Raw genomic sequence first — 19,077 nt, 5'->3', positions numbered from 1 at the left:
CTACCCCTCTCCAAGCGCCCGCTTCGCCACGGCGGCCAGGAAGCCGGAGGCGGCGGGCAGGATCGCGTCGTTGAAGTCGTAGGACGGGTGGTGCAGCTCGCGGCCGCCCTCGGCCGGGCCGTTGCCGATCCAGACGAAGGCGCCAGGCACCTCGTTCAGATACCAGGAGAAGTCCTCGCCCGTCATGGCCGGGCCCAGCTCGCGCGTGACCTCGGTGACCGTCGCGGCCGCGGCCGCGGCAGTGTCGCGCTCGGCCGGGTGGTTCCGGGTCACCGGCACGCCGCGGTTGAAGTTGACCGTGGCGGAGAGGCCGAAGGCCATGGCGATGCCCTGGGAGATCTCGCGCATGCGGGCCTCGATCAGGTCGCCCACCGCCGTGTCGAGCCAACGGGCGGTGCCCTTCAGCACGGCGCGGGCCGGCACCTGGTTCTGCGCCTCGCCCGAGGTGGCCATGGTGATGCTCACCACGCCGGCCTTCATCGGGTCCACCTCGCGGGAGACGATGGATTGCAGCGCCACGATGGCGTGGCCCGCGCCGAGCATGGGGTCCTTGGTCATGTGCGGCAGGGCGGCGTGGCCGGCATGGCCGTCGAAGGTGATGTCGAAGCGGGCGCCGGCGGCCATGACGGCGCCTTCGTGCACGGCGACGGTGCCGGCCGCGAGTCCGGGCCAGTTGTGCCAGCCGAAGATGCGCTCCATCGGGAAGCGCTGGAACAGCCCGTCGGCGATCATCTTCAGCGCCCCGCCGCCGCCCTCCTCGGCCGGCTGGAAGACCAGCCGCACCGTGCCGGACCAGGAGGTGTCGGCCTGCAGCAGGGCGGCCGCACCGAGCAGCGCGGCGGTATGCCCGTCATGGCCGCAGGCATGCATCACGCCGGGCTTCCGGCTGCGATGCGGCAGGGCCGCATCCGCCTCCTGGATGGGCAGGGCATCCATGTCGGCGCGCAGGCCGACGCTGCGGTTGCCGCCAAGGCCCGGGCGGCGGAGCGTGGCCACCACCCCATGGCCGCCGATGCCGGACTCGATCTCGGCGACGCCCAGCGATTTCAGCTTCTCCACCACGAAGGCGGCGGTGTCGCCCTCGTCGAGGGTGAGGCCCGGGTTCTGGTGGAGGTGGCGGCGCCAGCCGGTGACGGCCGCATGGAGGTCGGGATTCATGCGCGGAGACTAGGCCCAAATCGCGCGATCGGGTATCCGAAGCCGCGTGACGATTTTTGATCCAAGTCTTGCGGGATGATGGCTCATCTCGCTAGACTGGGTTGTGTATTTATTGCAATACCACCTTATGGTTGCGAAAATGCGAGCGGCGAGGTAATTTCATGAAATTCGCAGATATTGGGCAGCAGCTCCGGGCCTATCGCATGGAATCCGGCATGCGCGCCGAGGAGATCGCCGCCCGACTCGGAGTCTCGCGCGCCGCGCTCTACCGCTACGAGAAGGGCGAGGTCATCAAGCTGGAGACCATCCGCCGCCTGGCGGAGCTGCTCAAGGTCTCTCCCCTCTCCCTGCTCGGCATCGGCATCGAATACTTCGCCCGCCCCGCCGCCTTCCAGGAGCGGCTGCGGGGCCTCGAGGAGCAGGCGGACCAGATCCTGCTTGTCGGCGGAGCCTATTGCTGGCCGATCACCGGCGAGGCGCTGGAAGGCGCCCTGGCGGAGGCCTGGACCCAGGCCATCCAGGCCGGGCCCGAGCGCGCGGCCGCCATCTCGCAGGTCGAGCAGGGGCTGGGCGCGCTGACCGCCCGCAAGCGCCTCTATGCCCAGAAGCGCCCGACGATGATCGCGGTGCTCGGCGAGGGCGCGCTGCGCGGCATGCTGGCCGAGGGCGTGGCGCCCGGCCTCAATATTCCCGAAGCCACCCGCACCCGCTCCCGCATCGCCGCCCAGCAGGAGGCGGAAGCCATGGCCGTCCTGATGGAGAGCGTGCCGATCGGGCTGCAGATCGGCCTGGCGACGGGCCCGCAGCCCGCCGCCCCCTTCATGGTCCTGCGCGGGCGGGACCGCGCGCATGTGGTGACCTCGCCCATCCCCGCCGACACGCCCCCCTCGGTCTCGACGGGCGTGGCCGGCATCACGGCGGCCGAGGAGGCCGTGGCGGTCCATCAGCGCGTCGCCGAGGCGATATGGCGGGACTCGATCAAGGGCGCCGAGGCGGCCGCCCGCGTCCGCGAGCTGGTGCGCGCAAGCCGGGGCTGACGCCGCCGGGTCAGCGCATCCGGGCGATGATCTCCGCCGGCTCGGACTGGCGGAGGAAGGTCTCGAAACCCGACGGCTCGATGACCGAGAGGCCCGAGAAGGGCGTCGTGACGTCGTAGGCCAGGTAAAGCACCGCGCCGGTGAAGCCCGCGAAGGTGGCGACGAGCGCATGCGTCGAACGCCGCGGCGGATAGGGGGCGAGGCAGCCGCAGATCACGATCAGGCCCACGACCGCCGCGAACCAGAAGAACGGGTGCGGCGCCTCATGCGCGTCGATGAGCCGCTTCTGCCGCTGCTCCTCCACCAGGTAGACGTTCCGGACCAGCCGCGCGTGGACGAGCTCCTGCCGGCGGTTGGCCGGATCGAGGTCCAGCACGTGCTCGAGGAGTTCGCGCCAGGTTCTCCAGGCCTCCAGGCTGAGCGCGCCACTCCGGTCCAGTTCGGGCCAGTCGCGCCCGATCACCTGCTGCGCGTAGCGCACGGCCAGCCGCTGCTCCGCCGCGGTCTGCTCCCGCCCGTAGCGCTGCAGGTCGTAGAAGACGTCGGCGATCGTCACCGCCTCTTCCGCGACGAGTTGCCGCGTCTGCATCTCGTTCTGCTTCACCTCCGCGAAGGCGAGCGCGACGATGAGCGCGTGCAGGATGCCGACCCGCACGATGACCATGGCCGCCAGATCGGCGCCGTCCTTGTCCGTCACGGGCCAGAAGGCGCGCGCCAACCGGTAGGTGACGACGCCGAGCCCCGCCGAGACGGCGGTGACGGCGAAGGCGAGGAGCAGCGGCAGGAGCATGGCGCGAGGCTGCGCCCTCTCCGGGCCGCGATGCAAGAAAGCTAGCTCCGTGCCAGCGGGTGGTGCTCCTCGACCACCGCGCGCAGCCGCTCCTCCAGCACGCGCGTGTAGATCTGCGTCGTCGCGATGTCCGCATGGCCGAGCAGCGTCTGCAACGCCCGCAGGTCCGCGCCGCGAGACAGGAGATGGGTCGCGAAGGAGTGCCGCAGCACATGCGGGCTCACCTTGCCCGGATCGAGCCCCCCCGCCAGCGCGGCCTGCTTCAGCAGCAGCCCCACCCCCTGCCGCGTCAGATGGCCGTTGGCGCCGCGCGAGGGCAGCAGCCATTTCCGCGCCGAGAGCCGCCCCTTCCCGCGCGGCTTCAGCCCCTCCTGCGCCGCCTGGGCGGCTTCCCGGGCGCGGCGCGAAATGGGGACCAGCCGCTCCTTCGCGCCCTTGCCCCGCACGGCGACCAGCGGCTCCTCGGCGCGCAGCGTGCCGGCGGGCAGCGTGACCAGCTCCGTCACGCGCAGGCCCGAGGCGTAGAGCAGCTCGATCGCCGCGGTCGCGATGGCGTCCTGCGGCGCCTTGAGCGTCCTGGCGCCGGCGATGAGCCGGCCCACCTCCGCCTCGGTGAGCGCCTTGGGCAGCGGCGCGGGGGCCTTGGGGCTGTCGAGCAGCTCGGTCGGGTCGTCGGCCCGGACGCCCTCGCGGGCGAGGAAGCGGTAGAACTGCCGCAGCGAGGACAGCCGCCGCGCCTGGGTGCGCGCCGAGAAGCCGGCCTGGGTCGCGAGCCAGCCCCGCAGTTCATCCGGCCCGACGCGGGCGGCGCCGGCGCCGAGATGGGCCAGCGCGTCCACGAGGTCGGCGCGATAGGCGAGCAGCGTGTTGGGAGAGGCGCCGCGCTCGGCGGACATCATCTCCAGGAAGGCCTCGAGGTGGTGGCTCACCGCACCTGGAAGCGGTCGTTGGGGAGGCTGCGCTCCACCGGCGCGGTGTTCACCGCGGGCGGAAAGGCGCCGAGCGCCAGCAGCCCGAGCCCGCCGAGCACAACCAGGATGAGGAGCAGCGTCAGGAATGGCCGTCGGAACATGGCGAAGAACGCGTCCCCTCGCGCGGATGGGAGGCTGTGCTACCTTCGCGGACCGTGTCACGCAACCTCGTCCAGCCCGAAACCGCATCCACCCACACGCCACGTCCGAAAGGCAGTGTCGTGCTGGTGGGCATGCCCGGTGCCGGGAAATCCTCGATCGGCCGGCGGCTCGCCGCGCGGTGGGGCATGCCCTTCCGCGATGCCGATTCGGAGATCGAGGCGGCGGCCGGCATCCCCGTGGCCGAGATCTTCTCCCGCTATGGCGAGGCGCATTTCCGCGAGGGCGAGCGGCGCGTCATCGCGCGCCTGCTTGCCTCCGCCGAGCCCGTGGTGCTGGCGACCGGCGGCGGCGCCTTCGCCGACCCGCGCACCCGCCAGGCGGTGCGCGATTCGGGCGCCACCTCCGTCTGGCTGAAGTGCCGGCTCTCCACCCTCATGCGCCGCGTCGCCGGCCGCGAGCACCGGCCGATGTTCGTGAACACCGATCCGCGCGAGGTGCTGGAGCGCCTGATGGCCGCGCGCCACCCCGCCTATGCCGAGGCCGATGTGACCCTCTTCTGTTCCGACGAGCATCCCGAAGTCACCACCCGCCGGGCGGCCGACGCCATCACCGGCCACCGCCCGCCCGAGCGGCTGCGCGTGGCGCTCTCGCGCAATGCCTATGACATCGTGATCGGCGAGGGCGTGCTGCGCCGCGCCGGGGCGGAGATGGCGCAGCGGCTCGAAGGCCGGCGCGTGGTCATCGTCAGCGACCAGTCCGTGGCGGCGCTGCATCTGCCCGCTCTGCGCGAATCGCTCGCCGATGCCGGCTTCGCCGTCGCGGCGGAGATCCTCGTGCCGCCGGGCGAGGCCAGCAAATCCTTCGCGCAGTTCGAGCGCGTGGTGGACCAGATCCTTTCCGCCAGGGCGGACCGGCGCCTCGCCGTGCTGGCGCTGGGCGGGGGCGTGGTGGGGGACCTCGCGGGCTACTGCGCCGCCTCGGTGCTGCGCGGGCTGCCCTTCGTGCAATGCCCGACGACGCTGCTCGCCCAGGTGGACAGTTCCGTCGGCGGCAAGACGGGGATCAACACGGCGCAGGGCAAGAACCTCGTCGGCGCCTTCCACCAGCCCAGGCTGGTGCTGGCCGACACGGCCGTGCTGCGCACCCTGCCCGCCCGCGAGCTGCGCGCCGGCTGGGCCGAGGTCGCCAAGCACGGGCTGCTGCAAGGCCCGCTCTGGGACTGGTGCGAGGCCGAGGGGCCCAATGCCATGCGGGGCGATCCGGCGGCGCTGGCCCATGCCGTGCTGGAGAGCTGCAGGCTGAAATCGGCCGTCGTCACCGAGGACGAGTTCGAGACCAAGGCCGAGGGCGGCCGCGCGCTGCTCAACCTCGGCCATACCTTCGGCCATGCGCTGGAGGCCGAGTGCGGCTATAGCGGCCAGCTGCTGCATGGCGAGGCGGTGGCGATCGGGCTCGGGCTGGCGGTGGAGCTCTCCGCGCGCCTTGGCCTCTGCTCGCAGGAGATGCCCGGCCGCGTGCGCGAGCATCTGCGCGAGGTCGGGCTGCCGGTCCGCATCGCCGACCTGCCGCGCGCCTTCTCCATCGGGCGGCTGATCGCCCGCATGCGCGCCGACAAGAAGGCGCGCGACGGGGCCATGCGCTTCGTGCTGCTGCGCGCGCCCGGCGACGTGTTCACCGAATCCGGCGTGACCGAGGATATGGTCCGCGCCCTGCTGACCGAGGAAGGCTGCCTGCCATGAGCGAGACGAATCTCCAGGTCCTGCTGCGCCGCCGCCCGGTGGGCGAGCCGGTGCCGGACGACTTCCAGGTGGTCGAGACGGCGGTGCCGGCGCCCGGCGAGGGCCAGGTGCTGGTGCGCGCGCGCTTCCTCAGCCTCGACCCCTATATGCGCGGCCGGATGAGCGACGCGAAGAGCTACTCCAAGCCCGTGGAGATCGGCGCGGTGATGGAGGGGATGACGGTCGGCGAGGTCGTGGCCTCGAACCACGCGGATTTCGCGCCCGGCGACACGGTGATGGGCGGATATGGCTGGCAGCGCTTCTGCGCGGTCGATGCCGCGCGGCTCCGCAAGGTAGACCTGGCCGAGGCGCCGCTCTCCGCCAATCTCGGCGTGCTGGGCATGCCGGGGCTGACGGCCTGGTTCGGCCTGGAGGATATCGGCGAGCCCAAGGCGGGCGAGACCGTGGTCATCAGCGCGGCGTCCGGCGCGGTGGGCCAGGTGGCCGGGCAGATCGCCAAGGCGCGCGGGGCGCGGGTGATCGGCATCGCCGGCGGCGCCGCGAAATGCGCCTTCGTGACGGACGAGCTCGGCTTTGATGCCTGCCTCGACCACCGCGGCGACCTGAACGCGCAGCTCGATGCGGCCTGCCCGGAGGGGATCGACGTCTATTGGGAGAATGTCGGCGGCCATGTGCAGGAGGCGGTGTTCCCGCGATTCCGCGACTTCGGACGGATGGTGATGTGCGGGATGATCGCCCAGTACAACCAGGCCCCGGGCGCCGATGCGGCGGGCGCGCCGCCGGGGCCGAATCTCGGGCCGGTGGTGCGGAAGCGGCTGCGGATCCAGGGCTTCATCGTGAGTGACAAGGGCTGGCCGCGCTATCCGGAGTTCCGGGCAGAAATGCTGGGGCTGATGAAGTCCGGGCAGATGGTGTGGAAGGAGGACGTGGTGCAGGGCCTTCAGAATGCGCCGGCAGCCTTCATCGGGCTGCTGAAGGGGAAGAATTTCGGGAAGCTGGTGATCGCGATCGACTGACGTCGCGGGACAGGCGGGCCGTGAGGCGCGATATGGCATGCCATCCCGCCTCCGCCTAACCTCGGCCCATGACCCGATACCGCCTTCATTACTTTCCCGAGTCCGGCAACAGCTACAAACTGGCGCTGATGCTCACCCTCTGCGGGCAGTCCTTCGAGCCCGTCTGGACCGATTTCGGCGGCGGCGTCACCCGCACCGAGGCATGGCGCCGCACCGTGAACCCCATGGGCGAGATCCCCGTGCTGGAGGAGGACGGGGAAAAGCTCACCCAGACCGCGCCCATCCTGCTGCGCCTCGCCGGGCGCTACGGCCGCTTCGGCGCGGAGACCGAGGCGGAGCGCTTCGAGATCCTGCGCTGGCTCTTCTGGGACAATCAGAAGCTTACCGGCTTCATGGCCACCTACCGCTTCCGCCGCGCCTTCCTGCCGCCGGGCGACCCCGCGGTGATGGAATTCCTGAAGTCGCGGCTGGAGGATTTCCTCGGCATCCTGGAGCGGCAGGTCGCCGACCGGCCCTTCGTGCTCGGCGAGCGCGCGACGATCCTGGACATCTCGATGTGCGCCTATCTCTCCTTCCCCAGGGAGGAGGCGGGCTTCGACTTCGCCGCCAGCCATCCGGCCATCCAGGCCTGGCTCGGCCGCATCGCCGCCCTGCCCGGCTGGAAATCGCCCTACGAGCTCCTGCCGGGGCAGCGCATGCGCCGCTACGTCTGATGCGCGCGACGATCATCGCCTCGGTGGACGCAGCCGGTGAGGCCCAAGCGGCCGAAGCCTGGCTGGAGGCGGCGAAGGACCGGCTGACCCATGTCTCGGGTCAGCTCGGCTGCGGCTGCTGCGTGGTGTCCTGGGATGTCGAGGGGCCGGCAGAGCTCATCGCGACGCTGCCGGACGACCTGCGCGCCCATGGCGAATGGGATCCCATGCCGAAACAACCGGGTGTGCTGGCGCGGTTGTGCCGCGCGCTCAGGCCATCCAGGGCGGCACGGGCAGGCCCTTCGTCCGGAGGAAATCCGGGTTGAACAGCTTGGACTGATACCGCCCCCCGCCGTCGCAGAGGATGGTCACGATCCGGTGGCCGGGCCCCATCTCGCGCGCCAGCTTCACCGCCGCCGCCACGTTGATGCCCGCGCTGCCACCCACGCAAAGCCCCTCGTTCAGCGTGAGGTCGAAGACCTGTTCCAGCGCCTCCTCGTCGGTCACCTGCAGCGCGTCGTCGATCGGCGCGCCCTCGAGGTTCTCCGGCACGCGCGACTGGCCGATGCCCTCGGTGACCGAGCCGCCCTCGCTCATCACCGGCGCGCCGGTCTTCTTCCAGGCATACAGCGCCGAGCCCATCGGGTCTGCCAGCACGATGCGGGTGGCCGGATCGGCCGCCTTCAAGGCAAAGGCGACGCCCGCCAGCGTGCCGCCGGTGCCGCAGGCGCAGGTGAAGGCATCCACGCGCCCGCCCGCCTGGCGCAGGATCTCGGCGCCGGTGGTCTGGCGGTGGCCCTCACGGTTGTCGAGGTTGTCGAACTGGTTGGCCCAGACTGCGCTGCCGGGATGGGCGGCGTTCATCTCCTCCGCCAGCCGGCGCGAGACATGCACGTAATTGCCCGGATCCTTGTAGGGCTTGGCGGGGATGAGCCGCAGATCCGCGCCGATCATCCGGAGAAAATCGATCTTCTCCTGGCTCTGCGTCTCCGGCATGACGATGACGCTGCGATAGCCCAGCGCATTGCCCACCAGCGTCAGCCCGATGCCGGTATTGCCCGCCGTGCCCTCGACGATGACGCCGCCCGGCTTGAGCTGCCCCTTGGCGATGGCGCCCTCGATGATCGCGAGCCCGGCGCGGTCCTTCACCGAGCCGCCGGGGTTCATGAATTCCGCCTTGCCCAGGATCTCGCATCCCGTGGCCTCGCTCGCCCGCGCCAGGCGGATGAGCGGCGTGTTGCCGATGGAGCCGAGCAGGCCGCGGGCGGGGGAGCTGTTCACGGGGGAGCTGTGCATGGCGTTCATGGACGCAGGATATCAGCCCGGCGCGAACGTGGAACAAGAAGCTTTCCCGTGAGCGATGCGTGAAGCGCAGGGGGAGGATGCAAATTCCCACCCCGGATCGCGGCAAATTCCACGTTGACGTCCAAAGTCCATCCCGCCATATCACGAAACATGATCGTATTTCATGTGGACGGCGCGGCGCGATGTCAGGCGGGGGCCTCCCTCGATCCCCATCACATCCTGCCTGGAGATAGCACCATGCTTCGTCGTCAATTCCTCGCCGCGCTTCTCACCGCCCCCCTGGCCACCCCTGCCCTCGCCCAGCCCGAGCGCTCGATCCGACTGGTCGTCCCCGTGGCGCCGGGAGGCAGCCAGGACGTCGTGGGCCGGCTCATCGCCCGCCATCTCGGCCCGGCCCTCGGCGCGCAGATCGTGGTGGAGAACCATCCCGGCGCCGGCAGCAACATCGGCTACGAGCTCGTCGCCCGCGCCCGGCCGGACGGGCTGACGCTCCTGGCCGGCTCCGACAGCCTGTCGATCAACAAGTCGCTGTTCCGCCGCCTCGCCTTCGACCCCGTCGGCGATTTCGCCCCGATCGCCCAGGCGACCTCCGTGCCGCAGATCCTGGTGGTCCGCGCCGACTTCCCCGCGGCCAGCTTCGCCGATTTCGTGGCCCTCAGCCGCACCAACCCCGCCGCCGTCGGCACGCCGGGGAACGGCAGCCTCTCGCACCTGCTGATCGAGCTGATCCAGCAGGCCACGGAGACGCGCTGGACCCATGCGCCCTATCGCGGCGGCGCGCTGGCGGTGAACGACCTGCTGGGCGGCTCGCTGCAGGGCGTGATGATCAACATCGGCGCGGTGACGCAGCATGTGCAGGCCGGCCGGCTGCGGGGCCTCGCCGTCTCCACCGGCTCGCGCACGGCCGCGCTGCCCGAGGTGCCGACGCTGATCGAGGCCGGTCTGGCCGGCGTCGACGTGGCGGGCTGGCACGGGCTGGTGGCGCCGAAGGGCACGGATCCCGCGCTCTTGACGCGTATCAACGAGGCCGTCCGCCAGGTGCTGAAGCTGCAGGAGCTGCGCGAGCGCCTCGCCGCGCTGGGGATCGAGCCGGTGGACGGGAGCCCCGAGGCGTTGGCGGAAAAGATCCGCGCCGACGCGGCGCGCTGGGCCCCGGTCGTCCAGCGCACCGGCATGCAGGCGGACTGAACCTCGCCGGTCCCGCTACTGGCAGGTGATCCGCACGGTCTCGGCGAGCTCGTTGTCCCGCAGGGGGGAGCGGCCGAGGAGCATCTGCGTGCCGAGGCCGATGGTGGTCCGGCTGCCGGGCGCGAGGCTGCGCGGCGAGGGCACCGGCCGGTCGGTGAACGGCGCCGTCACCACGAGCACGAGCGTGCGGGCCTGCCCGCCCGCATTGCGCAGCGTGACCGAATAGGCCGCCTGGACCCCGGGTATGACCTGCCGGCCGAAGGCTTCCGCCTGAATGACGCCGCCGCAATAGGTCGCCAGCTGCGCGCGCGCCGGCGCCACGGTGGCGAAGGCGACGAGGACCAGTGCGGCGAAAGCGGGGCGGCGGTGCATCTTCGGTGAATCCCTTGGTCTGGGGACCATGACATTCTGTCCGGCCCCCGCCAATCGCGCGCTGCGTCTCGTGTGCCGCCGTCCCGCCGGAGCCTAGCGGCAGGAGATGCGGGTCACCTGCGCGAGCCGGTCGCCGCGCAGGGGCGCCACGCCGGACTGCCAGGCCTGGTAGCCGAGCTCGACCGTGGTCGTGCCGCCGGCCGGGATGGTCCGGGGCGCGCTGGAAGGGCGCTGGAAGAGGGTTGCCGTCACCACCAGGACGAAGCTCCGGTCCTGATCCAGGCCGTTCCGCAGCACGACCGAATAGGTCACGAGCCCGCGTGGCGGCGGCCCCACCTGCGTCTCGAATCGCTCGGCGACCAGCGAGCCGCCGCAATAGGTCGCGGCCGGTTCCTGCGCCGGCGCCGCACCGGGCAGGCAGACGGCCAGCGCCGCTCCGAATGCCAGCCGCCGCATCACATGCAGGCGACCCGGGTAACCTGCGCGAGCTGGTCGCCGCGCAGCGGCGGCACGCCCGGCACGTTCGGCGAATAGCCCAGCGCGACGTTCATCGTGCCGCCCGGGCGGAGGGTCTGCGTCGCCGGCGGCGGGCGGCCGAGGAAGCTGCCGGTCACCACCAGCTGGAAATTCTGGCTCTGCGCGCGGGGGTTGCGCAGCAGGACCGAGTAGCTGGCCCGACCGCCGGGTCCGGGCACGACGCTGGTGACGAAGCGCTCCGCCACCACGGCGCCGCCGCAGTAGCTCGCCTCCTGGGCGAAGGCCGGCGCCGCGGCGGCCCAAAGGAGGAGGCCCGCGAGGGCGAGACGTGGTGGCATGTGCGATTCCCGTTGCCCGCGCAGGATGACAGCTTGCCGTCGCGCGACCAATCGGCGGCCCCGATGCCGTCCATAGACGACGGCCGCGCGCGGCCTAGGATGCGGTTCCATGCCCAGAAAAATGCACCTCGTGGCCTATCTCAAGGCCGGCCCCTCCGCCTCCTATCCCAGCACATGGCGCCACCCCGCGGCGACGCTCGACGACCTCTTCGAGCCGGAGCGCTGGGAGAAGCTGGCGCAGGTCATGGAGGCGGCGCGATTCGACGCCCGCTTCTTCGCCGACGGGCTCGGCATCCCCGACCTCTACAAGGGCAGATACGACGACTATCTCGGCCGCGGCGGGCAGCTTTCGCTGCTCGACCCGATGGCGATCCTGCCGCTGATGGCGCGGGTGACCAGCCACCTCGGCCTGGGCGTCACGCTCTCGACCAGCTTCATGCCCACCTACATGATCGCGCGCTACCTCGGCTCGCTGGACCTGCTGAGCAAGGGCCGCGCGGCCTGGAACGTCGTCACGACCGCGCGCGACTTCGAGGCGCAGAATTGCGGGCATGAGGGCCTGCCGCCCAAGGAGCAGCGCTACGACATGGCCGACGAGGTCATGGAGGCCTGCGACGCGCTGTGGAATGGCTGGGACGAGGACGCGCTGGTCCTCGACAGGAAGGGCGGCCTCTTCGCCGATCCCTCGAAGGTCCGCTACGCGCATTACCGCGGGAAATACGTGAGCGTGCGTGGCCCGCTCTCCATCCCGCGCTCGCCGCAGGTGCGGCCGGCGATCATGCAGGCGGGCTCCTCGCCGCGCGGCCGGGAATTCGCCGCGCGCTGGGGCGAGATGCTCTTCGCGACCCCGGCGACCAAGGCCGATTCGCTGGCCTTCCGGACCGACATCCGCGCGCGCATGGAGGCGATCGGCCGCGATCCGGACGAGTGCAAGATCCTGCCCTCGGTCACCGTCGTGGTCGGCGAGACGGAATCCATCGCGCGCGAGAAGGCCGCCTATCTGGAATCGCTGGTGGATCCCGAACTGGTGATCGCCTCCAGCTCCTGGTCGGTGGTGGCCGACCTCTCGAAGATCGAGGACCCCGACGAGCTCGACAAGCCCGGCAGCAACCAGGGCGTCGCCGGCCATCGCGACCGGATGATGCAGGTGGCGAAGGACAAGGGCATCACCTTCGCCGAGGCGGTGCGCCGGCCGCGCGCGCTCGTCGCCGGCACGCCCGGAATGATCGCCGACATGATGGAGGACTGGTTCGCCTCCGGCGCCTGCCACGGCTTCATCCTGCCGCCGACCGTCTTCCCGACGACCTTCGAGGAATTCGGCCGGATGGTGGTGCCGGAATTGCAGCGGCGCGGGCTGTTCCGGCGCGAATATGCGGGGAAGACGCTGCGCGGGAACCTTCGCGACCCGGGCTGACGCGCGCCGCGCTACCTCGAGGGCCAGAGCGGCGCCTGCCGCGCCTGCGCGATCGTCGTCACCCCCGCCTGCCCCATGCTGCTGCACAGCTCCTCCAGGAAGGAGTCGGCCGCGTGGTCGCCGCCCGCCTCGCCGATTGCCGCCACGGACCAGAGGAAGGCGCGGGCCGCGAAGGTGAATTCCGCGCCGCAGGCCAGCGCGCGCAGAATGTCGAGCCCCGAGCGGATCGAGCCGTCCATCAGGATGCGCGCGCGCCCCGCCACGCGCTCGGCGATGGCCGGCAGCATCTCGATGGCCGAGGGCGCGGCGTCGAACTGCCGCCCGCCATGGTTGGAGACCAGGATGCCGTCGCAGCCCACCTGCACCGCCCGCTCCGCGTCGTCCGGGTGCAGGATGCCCTTCACCACGAGCGCCCGCGGCCAGGCGTCCCGCATCCGGGCGATCCAGTCCCAGTCCATGGCCTGGCCCAGGGCCTGCTGGCCGAAGGCGGCGATGTCGAAGATCGAGGCGCCCTCGGGCACATAGGCGCGCAGCGTCTCGAAGGCCGGGCGGCCCCGGCGCAGCGTCTCGATCGCCCAGGCGGGGGAGAGCGCGATGTCGCGGACGGTGCGGGCGCGCCAGCGGAAGGGCACCTCCAGCCCATTGGCCACGTCGCCCACGCGCTTCGGGCGGCACGGCACGTCGAGCGTGACGACCAGCGCCTTCGCGCCCGCGGCCTCGGCGCGCCGCACCATGTCGAGGGAGTGCTCGTGGCCGTTGGCGGGCGCGGGGTAGAGCTGGAACCAGTAGACGTCAGGCGCGACGCGGCCGAAATGCTCGATGCTCTCGTTCGCAACCGTCGAGCCGATATAGGGGATGCGGGCCTTCTGCGCGGCGCGGGCCAGGATGTCGCCCGTGCCGGGCCAGACCACGCCCGGATTGCCCATCGGCGAGACGCCGACCGGCATGGAATATTCCTGCCCGAAGAGCGTCACCCGCGTGTCGATGCGCGACACGTCCAGCCCGTAGCGCGGGAGGATACGGACGGCGTCCATGGTGCTGCGGTTATGGGCCACATTGGGCGAGCCGTCGCCCACGCCGTTCGCCGCATAGTCATAGGCGAAGCGCGGGACGCGCCGCTTCGCGCGGGCCTGCTTGACCCCGTAATGGGGGTAGAGCCGGCGCAGGCGTTGGCCCTCGGCGTCGAGCTTCGAGGCGGGCGGCGGCGTCAGGGCCCGCGATCGCGAATCGTCATGGGCATCGGGCATCGGACTCTCTCCCAGTCCGGGCGCTCACCGGCCCGGATCGTCGAGGCGCCATAGGACCTCCGCCGCCCGCGGCGGGCAAGACGCACCACAGGGCAACCCGGCCCCATCGTATCGCATTGGAAAGGAAGGTCCGCCCCGGACGGAGGCTTCCCCATGAGTTCCAGCGGCATCGTCGCCGGCAGCCCCCACGAGATGCGCCAGCGCATCCGCGCCATCGTCGGTGCGGCCTCGGGCAATCTCGTCGAGTGGTACGACTTCTACGCCTATGCCTTCACCGCCCTGTATTTCGCGCATGCGTTCTTCCCGGCGGGCGACACGACCGTCCAGCTGCTGAACACCGCCGCCGTCTTCGCCATCGGCTTCCTGATGCGCCCGATCGGCGGCTGGCTCTTCGGCCGCATCGCGGACCGGATGGGCCGGAAGTTCTCGATGCTGGCCTCCGTGCTGCTGATGTGCGGCGGCTCGCTGCTCATCGCCGTCATCCCGACCTACGAGACCATCGGCATCGCGGCCCCCATCCTGCTGCTGCTGGCGCGCATGGCGCAGGGCCTCTCGGTCGGCGGCGAATACGGCACCTCGGCCACCTATATGAGCGAGGTCGCGACCTCCAGGAATCGGGGCTTCTATGCCTCCTTCCAGTATGTGACGCTGATCGGCGGACAGCTGCTGGCCGTGCTGGTCATCGTGGTCCTGGAATTCAGCCTGACGACCGAGGAGATGCGCGCCTGGGGCTGGCGCATCCCCTTCGTGATCGGCGCGCTCGCCGCCGTGGTGGCGCTCTACCTGCGGAGCTCGCTGCACGAGACCACCACGGCGGAGGGCCGCGCCAAGAAGGAGGCCGGCACGATGCGTGCCCTGCTGCAGCATCCGAGCGCGCTGCTGACGGTGATGGGGCTGACGGCCGGCGGCTCGCTCGCCTTCTACACCTTCACCACCTACATGCAGAAATACCTGGTCAACACGGCCGGCCTCGAGGTGAAGACGGTCAGCATCCTGATGGCCGTGGTCCTGCTGCTCTACATGGGGATGCAGCCGATCCTGGGCGCGGTCTCCGACCGGTTCGGGCGGCGCAACCTGCTCTTCGTCTTCTGCATCGGCGGCATACTCTTCACGGTGCCGCTGCTCGGCGCGCTCGGCACGGCGACCTCGGCGGGATCGGCCGGCCTCCTGCTGCTCTGCGCGCTGGCGATCGTGAGCTGCTACACCTCGATCAGCGGCGTGCTGAAGGCCGAGCTCTTTCCCGCAGAGATCCGCGCGCTGGGCGTGGGCCTGTCCTATGCCATCGCCAATGCGCTCTTCGGCGGCACGGCGGAATACGTGGCGCTGCGCTTCAAGGCCGCGGGCAACGAGGGCGCCTTCGCCTGGTACGTGGTGGCGATCCTCTCGGTCTCGCTGGTCGCGGTGCTGTTCATGCCGGACATGCAGAAGCACGGGCATATGCGCGACGAGAACAGCCTGCCCCGGTGAGGCGGGTTGCGACCGACCGACCGGTCGGTTAGCCTCCGCCCACCGTCCCGGCGGTCAAGACCGGGGCGCGTGGAAGGACGCACATGATTTCCGTGAAGACGGGCCGCCGCGCCGCCCTGGCGCTCACCACCGCCGGGCTGGCCTCTCCTGCCCTGTGCCCATCCGCCCGGGCGCAGACCCGTCCGCCCTTCCCGACCCGCCCGATCCGCATTTTCGGAGCCTGGGCGCCCGGACCCAACGTCTACACCCGCGTCCTTGCGGACCTCATGGCGCCGCGCCTGGGCCAGCCCATCGTCATCGAGAGCAAGGCCGGCGCCAACGGCACGCTGGCCGCGCGTGCCCTCGCCACCGAGGCGCCGGACGGCCACAGCCTGGCCCAGATGCCCGGCTCCGTCTTCCGCGTGCCCTTCATGAGCCCGCGCCCGCCCTACGATCCGCTCGCGGATTTCAGCTACATCATCTGCCTCACCGGCTATCCCTTCGGCGTGGTGGTGAATGCGAACTCGCCCTATCGCAGCTGGGCGGATCTCGTGGCCGCGGCGAAGCGGCGCCCCGGCGCCATCTCCTACGGTTCGCCCGGCGCGGGCACCGAGCCGCATGTGGTCATGGACCGCATCGCCGAGCTGGAAGGGATCGAGTGGCTGCATGCGCCCTATCGTGGCGGCAGCGAGCTCACCAGCGCGCTGCTCAGCGGGACCATCGACGCCGTGGCGACGGCGAGCCACTGGTCGCAGCTCGTGCTCGACGGCCGGTTCCGGCTGCTGAACGTCTGGACGCCCGAACGCATCGCCCGCTACCCGGATGCGCCCACGCTGAAGGAGCTGGGCTACGGCATCGTCGCGACCTCGCCCTATGGGATCGCGGGGCCGAAGGGGATGGATCCGGGCGTGGTCCGGCAGTTGCACGACGCCTTCAAGGAGGCGCTGTTCCGGCCGGAATCGCTGTCCTACCTCGCGGGCCTGGACCAGCCCGTCATGTACATGGACAGCGAGGCCTATACCGACTTCGCCCGACGGCAGGTGGCCCAGGAACGTGAGCTGGTGCGCCGGCTGAACCTGCGGATGGAGTGAAGCGCTACTCCGGCCGCAGCCCCATCTTCTGCACGACTTCGGTCCATTTCCGGACCTCCGCAGCGACATAGGCGGCGAATTCCTCGGGCGTGCCGCGCTGCGGCTGGATGCCCTGGCTCTGAAGCTGGGCGGCGATGCGCTCCATCGAGGTCCGCAGCGCCGCGTTCAGACGCTCGACGACCGGCGCCGGCAGATGGGCCGGGCCCATCACGCCGCCCCAGCTCACGGATTCGAAGCCGGGCACCGTCTCCGCGACCGTCGCAAGGTCAGGCGCCTCGGCGATGCGCCGGGCCGAGGTCGCGGCGATTGCCCTCACCCGCCCCGCCGCCGCATGCGGCAGCAGCACCGGCGCGGTGTCGCAGCTCAGCGGCACGACGCCGGCGATGAGGTCAGAGGTCAGCGGGGCGCTGCCGCGATAGGGGATGTGCTGCATCTCGATGCCGGTCAGCGACTTCAGCAGCTCCATGCCCATATGGCCGGCCGAGCCCACGCCCGCCGTGCCGTAGCTGAGCCGGCTGCCCATCTCGCGCGCATAGGCCAGGAATTCCGGGAAGTTCCGCACCGGCACGGAGGGGTTCATGCCCATGATCAGCGGCACGACCGAGACCGCCATGATCGGCGAGAAGTCGCGGATCGGATCATAGGGCGTGCGGCTGCCATAGAGCGCCGGCCCCGTGCCGTTCGGCCCGGCATTGCCCATGAGCAGCGTGTAGCCGTCCGGCGCGGCGCGGGCGACGTGCTCGCCGGCGATGAAGCCGTTGGCGCCTGGCCGGTTCTCGACCACCAGCGTCTGGCCGAGCAGCTCCGTCATGTGCGGCGCCAGCAGCCGCGCGATGATGTCGCTAGCCCCGCCCGGGGGATAGGGGATGACCATGCGGATCGGCCGCGAGGGCCAGGCGGATTGCGCGATGGCCGGCGTGGCCAGGGCGGCCGTGGAGCCGGCGAGCAGCAGCACCTGTCGGCGCGGATATGGCATGGATGTTTCCCTCGTGGCGGGCGTCGGCGCGCCCTGAGGGTCATCGTGTCCGATCCGGCGGCCGGGGGAAAGCGTGGATGCGCCGCGGCCCGGCGCCAGGCCGGGCTGCGGCGCGGTTCTCAGAACGAGGCCTGCATGCGCATGGCCACGGTGTCGAAGCGCTGTCCGATCTGCGTCGTGCCGGACGCATTCAGCCGATCCACGTTCACGTTGTTCCACTGCAGCATGAAGCGCATGTTGTTGTTCGGATACCAGTTGATGCCGGCCCCGATGACCTCCTGCCGGCCGCCGAAGACCCCGCCCGTGGAACTCGCCGACCGGCCACGCGTCACGTGGTCGTTCAGGTCGATCACGGAGTAGCGGCCGACCAGCTCGAAGGCGCCCATGCCGCCGTCGCGGAAGCTGAAGGGGCGGGCCGGGCGGATGCCGCCGAAGGCGGCGCTCGAGGTCGAGTAGCTGCGGCGCTCGCCGGTCATCACCCAGCTGGCCTCCACATAGCCGCCCTCGAAGGCGAGGTCGGGCCGCGGCGCGGCGCCGGCCTTGGCCTGGTCCACGCCGATACGCATGTACTCGCCCTGCAGCATGAAGTTGCGCCAGCGCAGGCCGAATTCGGGGCCCCACTGATAGGCGTTGTCGGCCGCGATGGCCCCGGTGTCGATCAGGCGGTTGTTGTCGATCCGCAGCTCGGGCCGGTCACGCAGCTGGATGGTCTGGCCGTTGGCCGTGCGCCCGATGTCGAAGGCCATCGAGGTCGAGAAGCCCAGGTGCATGTCCCAGTCCTCGCTCGCGATCGGCCGGCCGGCGACGCGAAAGGCGCCGCCCGTCTGCTGCGGGGTCGCAAGCGCCGAACTCTGCGAGCCATAGGCCGCGCCCGTCAGATAGGCCGAGGCGAACCAGCGGCGGTCGGCCCAGCGCGCGCCGAAGGAGGCGCGGGAATCGCCCGCCGCGATGCTGCGGCCGACATCCACGATGCTCGGGCGCTCCATGAACAGGAAGGCGTTCGAGCTCGTGGAATCGCCGAGCGTCAGCCAGGGCTTGAAGTAGCCGGCCGTGATCGTCAGCGGCCGCACCGGGTTCCAGTTGATGTTCGCCTCGTAGAGCGATGGGCTTCCATCCGGCGATCCGCCGAATTCCGGCGTCACGTTCAGCGTGAAGTCGTCGTAGCGGAAGCTGAACGGGATGCGCGCCCGGCGCAGGTTCGTGCCGAAGCTGTTCATCTTCGGCACGCCGCGCGTGTCCGGATTGCCACGGCCGTCCCGGATGTAGCCGCCCATGTCGAAGTGGATCAGCGCGCCGACGGAGGCGGAGAAGCGGCCGTCCGGCGAGGTGAAGGTCGGCCGGCCACCCGGCATGGCCAGGCGCACCGGCGGCTCGGCCGGTGCCGCGGCGGGAGCGGCGGCCACGGCCTGGGCAGCGCTGCGCTGCGCGGCGCTGGCCTCGGCGCGGGCTGTGGCGGCTTCCTCGCGCGCCGCGCGCGCCTCGCCCTCGCGACGCGAGGATTCCCGCCGCATGCGGTTCAATTCGCCCTGCAACGAGCGGATCTGTGCCTCGATCGCCTGAAGCCGGCCGGCATCCTGGGCTTGGGCCGGCTGCGCGGCGCCCATCGCCATCAGACTCACGCTCGCCAGCAACAGGGCTGAGCGGCCAAATCGCACGGTTATCGTCATGGTATCTCCAACTCACATCATTCGTGATGCGGGCCGGACACTAGGGAGGGA

General features: G+C 71.0%; 20 protein-coding genes. 9 read left to right on the top strand and 11 right to left on the bottom strand.

What is annotated here, in order from left to right:
• On the bottom strand, positions 1-1,158 hold the full coding sequence (locus EJV46_RS03970) for an amidohydrolase (protein ID WP_131547280.1): 1,158 nt from the start codon (positions 1,156-1,158) through the stop codon (positions 1-3).
• Positions 1,159-1,319: 161 nt separating this feature from the next.
• Between EJV46_RS03970 and EJV46_RS03965 the strand changes: the two genes are divergently transcribed.
• Entirely contained in the window at positions 1,320-2,195 is an 876-nt protein-coding gene (locus EJV46_RS03965; protein WP_131547278.1) for a helix-turn-helix domain-containing protein, read from the top strand.
• A gap of 10 nt (positions 2,196-2,205) precedes the next feature.
• Here the strand turns inward: EJV46_RS03965 and EJV46_RS03960 are convergent, their stop codons facing one another.
• The 3 genes from EJV46_RS03960 to EJV46_RS22670 are packed head-to-tail and all read right to left on the bottom strand — an operon-like array spanning position 2,206 to position 4,057.
• Positions 2,206-2,985 carry a DUF4239 domain-containing protein gene (locus EJV46_RS03960; protein WP_131547277.1) on the bottom strand — a complete coding sequence of 260 codons (780 nt, stop codon included), beginning with the start codon at positions 2,983-2,985 and terminating at the stop codon, positions 2,206-2,208.
• 41 nt (positions 2,986-3,026) lie between these two features.
• Positions 3,027-3,914, bottom strand: coding sequence for a tyrosine recombinase (locus tag EJV46_RS03955; protein ID WP_131547276.1), 888 nt, complete (start codon positions 3,912-3,914; stop codon positions 3,027-3,029).
• A complete protein-coding gene (locus EJV46_RS22670) occupies positions 3,911-4,057 on the bottom strand; it encodes a hypothetical protein (protein WP_165585327.1) in 147 nt (48 codons plus the stop codon). Before EJV46_RS22670 ends, EJV46_RS03955 begins: the two co-directional genes overlap by 4 nt.
• A gap of 36 nt (positions 4,058-4,093) precedes the next feature.
• Between EJV46_RS22670 and aroB the strand changes: the two genes are divergently transcribed.
• The 4 genes from aroB to EJV46_RS03935 all read left to right on the top strand — a co-directional run bounded on the left by aroB (position 4,094) and on the right by EJV46_RS03935 (position 7,831).
• Positions 4,094-5,797 carry a 3-dehydroquinate synthase gene (gene aroB / locus EJV46_RS03950; protein WP_370323057.1) on the top strand — a complete coding sequence of 568 codons (1,704 nt, stop codon included), beginning with the start codon at positions 4,094-4,096 and terminating at the stop codon, positions 5,795-5,797.
• Complete coding sequence (locus EJV46_RS03945; RefSeq protein WP_131547275.1) at positions 5,794-6,813, top strand: NADP-dependent oxidoreductase; 1,020 nt, start codon at positions 5,794-5,796, stop codon at positions 6,811-6,813. The genes aroB and EJV46_RS03945 overlap by 4 nt, the downstream gene beginning before the upstream one ends.
• A 68-nt stretch (positions 6,814-6,881) precedes the next feature.
• Positions 6,882-7,526 carry a glutathione S-transferase family protein gene (locus EJV46_RS03940; protein ID WP_131547274.1) on the top strand — a complete coding sequence of 215 codons (645 nt, stop codon included), beginning with the start codon at positions 6,882-6,884 and terminating at the stop codon, positions 7,524-7,526.
• Positions 7,526-7,831: a hypothetical protein gene (locus EJV46_RS03935; RefSeq protein ID WP_131547273.1), complete on the top strand. Its 306-nt coding sequence runs from the start codon at positions 7,526-7,528 to the stop codon at positions 7,829-7,831. Before EJV46_RS03940 ends, EJV46_RS03935 begins: the two co-directional genes overlap by 1 nt.
• Here the strand turns inward: EJV46_RS03935 and EJV46_RS03930 are convergent.
• Complete coding sequence (locus EJV46_RS03930) at positions 7,776-8,801, bottom strand: cysteine synthase A (RefSeq protein WP_131548019.1); 1,026 nt, start codon at positions 8,799-8,801, stop codon at positions 7,776-7,778. The two genes, EJV46_RS03935 and EJV46_RS03930, sit on opposite strands and share 56 nt — an antisense overlap.
• Positions 8,802-9,047: 246 nt before the next feature.
• Between EJV46_RS03930 and EJV46_RS03925 the strand changes: the two genes are divergently transcribed.
• Complete coding sequence (locus EJV46_RS03925; protein ID WP_165585326.1) at positions 9,048-9,998, top strand: tripartite tricarboxylate transporter substrate binding protein; 951 nt, start codon at positions 9,048-9,050, stop codon at positions 9,996-9,998.
• A gap of 15 nt (positions 9,999-10,013) precedes the next feature.
• Here EJV46_RS03925 and EJV46_RS03920 read toward each other — a convergent pair whose 3' ends face one another.
• From EJV46_RS03920 to EJV46_RS03910, 3 genes are all read right to left on the bottom strand, one after another.
• Positions 10,014-10,370 (bottom strand): hypothetical protein, encoded by a 357-nt coding sequence (locus EJV46_RS03920; protein ID WP_131547269.1) that lies wholly within the window; start codon positions 10,368-10,370, stop codon positions 10,014-10,016.
• Positions 10,371-10,463: 93 nt separating this feature from the next.
• Positions 10,464-10,826 (bottom strand): hypothetical protein, encoded by a 363-nt coding sequence (locus tag EJV46_RS03915; RefSeq protein ID WP_131547267.1) that lies wholly within the window; start codon positions 10,824-10,826, stop codon positions 10,464-10,466.
• A complete protein-coding gene (locus tag EJV46_RS03910) occupies positions 10,826-11,185 on the bottom strand; it encodes a hypothetical protein (protein WP_131547265.1) in 360 nt (119 codons plus the stop codon). Before EJV46_RS03910 ends, EJV46_RS03915 begins: the two co-directional genes overlap by 1 nt.
• A 109-nt stretch (positions 11,186-11,294) precedes the next feature.
• Between EJV46_RS03910 and EJV46_RS03905 the strand changes: the two genes are divergently transcribed.
• Positions 11,295-12,599 carry an NtaA/DmoA family FMN-dependent monooxygenase gene (locus tag EJV46_RS03905; protein ID WP_131547262.1) on the top strand — a complete coding sequence of 435 codons (1,305 nt, stop codon included), beginning with the start codon at positions 11,295-11,297 and terminating at the stop codon, positions 12,597-12,599.
• A gap of 11 nt (positions 12,600-12,610) precedes the next feature.
• Here the strand turns inward: EJV46_RS03905 and EJV46_RS03900 are convergent, their stop codons facing one another.
• The gene (locus tag EJV46_RS03900) at positions 12,611-13,846 is read right to left on the bottom strand and encodes an alpha-hydroxy acid oxidase (protein WP_131547261.1); all 1,236 of its coding nucleotides are present in this window, start codon (positions 13,844-13,846) and stop codon (positions 12,611-12,613) included.
• A gap of 153 nt (positions 13,847-13,999) precedes the next feature.
• On the opposite strand from EJV46_RS03900, the gene EJV46_RS03895 reads away from it, so the two are divergent.
• The gene (locus EJV46_RS03895; RefSeq protein WP_131547260.1) at positions 14,000-15,313 is read left to right on the top strand and encodes an MFS family transporter; all 1,314 of its coding nucleotides are present in this window, start codon (positions 14,000-14,002) and stop codon (positions 15,311-15,313) included.
• Positions 15,314-15,396: 83 nt separating this feature from the next.
• The gene (locus EJV46_RS03890) at positions 15,397-16,383 is read left to right on the top strand and encodes a tripartite tricarboxylate transporter substrate binding protein (RefSeq protein WP_131547259.1); all 987 of its coding nucleotides are present in this window, start codon (positions 15,397-15,399) and stop codon (positions 16,381-16,383) included.
• Positions 16,384-16,387: 4 nt separating this feature from the next.
• Here EJV46_RS03890 and EJV46_RS03885 read toward each other — a convergent pair whose 3' ends face one another.
• Positions 16,388-17,359, bottom strand: a complete 972-nt coding sequence (locus EJV46_RS03885; RefSeq protein WP_131547258.1) for a tripartite tricarboxylate transporter substrate binding protein — start codon at positions 17,357-17,359, stop codon at positions 16,388-16,390.
• Positions 17,360-17,478: 119 nt separating this feature from the next.
• Entirely contained in the window at positions 17,479-19,026 is a 1,548-nt protein-coding gene (locus EJV46_RS03880; RefSeq protein ID WP_131547257.1) for an OprO/OprP family phosphate-selective porin, read from the bottom strand.
• Positions 19,027-19,077: the final 51 nt, after the last annotated feature.

Source organism: Roseococcus sp. SYP-B2431 (genome assembly GCF_004336745.1).
Taxonomy (GTDB): Bacteria; Pseudomonadota; Alphaproteobacteria; order Acetobacterales; family Acetobacteraceae; genus Roseococcus.
Note: the sequence above shows the minus strand (reverse complement) of the source record. Positions and strands in the feature narration are given on the sequence as shown.